Raw genomic sequence first — 2334 nt, 5'->3', positions numbered from 1 at the left:
GTTCCTTTGGTAATACTTATTCAGCTCTGTCCAGTACCGACGCGCACATGTCGATCACTCTTCCGGGGCCGACGCTCGGCGTCGTCGGCGGCGGACAGCTGGGCCGGATGCTGGCCGAGGCCGCCGCGCCGCTCGGCGTCGATCTGGTCGTGTTAGACCCGACGCCAGACTGTCCGGCCGCTCCCGTCGCGGCCGACCAGATCGTCGCGGACTTCGACGACGCGGACGCGATCGACGAGCTCGCCGCCCGCGTCGACGCCCTGACCTTCGAGATCGAACTCGCGGACCCGGACGTCCTCGCGGCCGCGAGCGAGGAGCGCGGCGTACCGGTCCACCCCGACCCGGCCACGCTGGAGACGATACAGGACAAGCTCGTCCAGAAGGAGGCGCTCGCCGACGCCGGGATCCCCGTCCCCGAGTTCGTCGCGGTCGCGACCGCGGACGGGCTCGAACGCGTCGTCGAGGAGTTCGGCGGCGTCATGCTGAAGGCCCGCGAGGGCGGCTACGACGGCCGCGGGAACGTCCCGGTGGAGACCGTCGACGACGCGGCCGACGCGCTCGACGCTATCGGCGGCGCCGCGATGGCCGAGGAGCTCCTCGACTTCGAGCGCGAGATCGCCGTGATGGGCCTGAAGGGCGCGGACGGCGAGACGCGCACCTACCCCGTCACGGAGACGATTCACCGCGAGGAGATCCTCCGTGAGAGCGTCAGCCCGGCCCGGGCCGGCGACGCGGTCGTCGCAGAGGCGGAGTCGGTCGCGCGCGACGTGCTCGACGTCCTCGACGGGCGCGGCGTCTTCGGGATCGAGCTGTTCGAGACGAAGGAGGGCGAGGTGTCGGTGAACGAGATCGCGCCGCGCCCGCACAACTCCGGCCACTGGACGATCGAGGGCGCGCGCACCTCGCAGTTCGAGAACCACGTCCGCGCCGTCCTCGGGTGGCCGCTCGGCCCGACCGACCTCGTCGCGCCCGCGGTCACGGCGAACGTGCTCGGCGACGTGGACGAGCGGGAGATGGCGACGCTGTCCGGCGTCAGGGAAGCGTTCGCGGCGCCCGACGCCGACCTCCACTGGTACGGCAAAGACGACGTGTACCCGCTCCGGAAGATGGGCCACCTGACGGTGACGGAACGGGGGGCGGACTCGCCGGGCGACGGCGAGACCGACCGCGACGCGCTGCTCTCTCGGGCGCGGGAGCTCAGAGACGGACTGACGTTCCGGAACGCGTAGATTCTCGGCAACGTCGACGACCGTTTATAAACAAACTGCGGTGGCGCGTGCCCGCGAACGGCCGCCTTGGCGGCCGTGAGCGGCACCGCGCGAGGGAGTCGCTGGCCCCGGAGCGAAGCGGAGGGGCCAGAGACGAGGCTGGGGAGGCGTGAGGCTGCGGTGCCGTGCGGTGCGGGATGGGACTTCGGCGGTTTCGACCGCGACAGCACCCCCGGCTACCCACTAATCTGCGTAGTCGCCGCATCCGGCACTTCCTTACCGCTCTCCGCCGAACCTCGGTCCATGACCACGGTGGACGACCTGATCGACCGGCTGGAATCGGAGGCGGCGGCCGACGCCGACCCGGCGACCACCCCCGACGTGGGGATCGTCATGGGCTCCGACTCGGACTTGCCCGTCATGGAGGACGCCTACGCGGCGCTCGACGACCTCGGCTTCGCGGAGCAGACCGGCTTCGCCGAGGCGCCGGACGCCCGGTTCACCTACGAGAGCTACGTCGTCTCCGCGCACCGGACGCCGGAGCTGATGTACGCGTACGGCGAGACGGCGACCGAGCGCGGGCTCGACGTGATTATCGCCGGCGCCGGCGGGAAGTCCGCCGACCTGCCGAACATGACCGCGTCGATCGCCTACCCGGTGCCCGTGATCGGCGTGCCGGTCCAGGAGAAGTCGGTCGACTCCGTCATCGGGATGCCGACCGGGGCGCCGATCGTCGCCGTCGACGCCGGGAAGTCGTACAACGCGGCGCTGTCGGCCGCGCAGGTGCTCGCGCGGGAGCACGACGCGATCGAGGAGCGGCTGGTCGATCTCCACGAGGACCAGAAGGGGGGCGTCGCGGACGTCTCCGCCGACCTCCACGACCGCGGTATCGACGGGTTCCGCGAGCGGTAGCGGAACGTGTTCGGTCCCCGCTTCCGTCGGCGGCCACCGGCGTACTTCCGTTTTCCGCCGTAAACCGTAGATACCGGCCCGCAGGCCCGGGGACGCACAAGACTCAACGCTTATGAGGGGGCGGTCCAAACCCCAGCACGTTACGGAGACCTATATGAGCGATTGGATAGCGATTGGCGCCTTGGCGGTCGTCGGCCTGCTCATCCCGATAGCG

2 protein-coding genes are annotated in these 2334 nt (G+C 70.6%); both read left to right on the top strand.

Annotated elements, in window-relative coordinates; translation table 11 throughout:
* The first annotated feature begins 47 nt into the window (after positions 1–47).
* On the top strand, positions 48–1229 hold the full coding sequence (locus tag B9G38_RS16150) for a 5-(carboxyamino)imidazole ribonucleotide synthase (protein ID WP_086221057.1): 1182 nt from the start codon (positions 48–50) through the stop codon (positions 1227–1229).
* 282 nt (positions 1230–1511) lie between these two features.
* On the top strand, positions 1512–2120 hold the full coding sequence (gene purE / locus B9G38_RS16145) for a 5-(carboxyamino)imidazole ribonucleotide mutase (protein WP_086221056.1): 609 nt from the start codon (positions 1512–1514) through the stop codon (positions 2118–2120).
* Positions 2121–2334 lie beyond the last annotated feature (214 nt).

It is taken from the genome of Halorubrum sp. SD612, from assembly GCF_002135005.1.
Note: the sequence above shows the minus strand (reverse complement) of the source record. Positions and strands in the feature narration are given on the sequence as shown.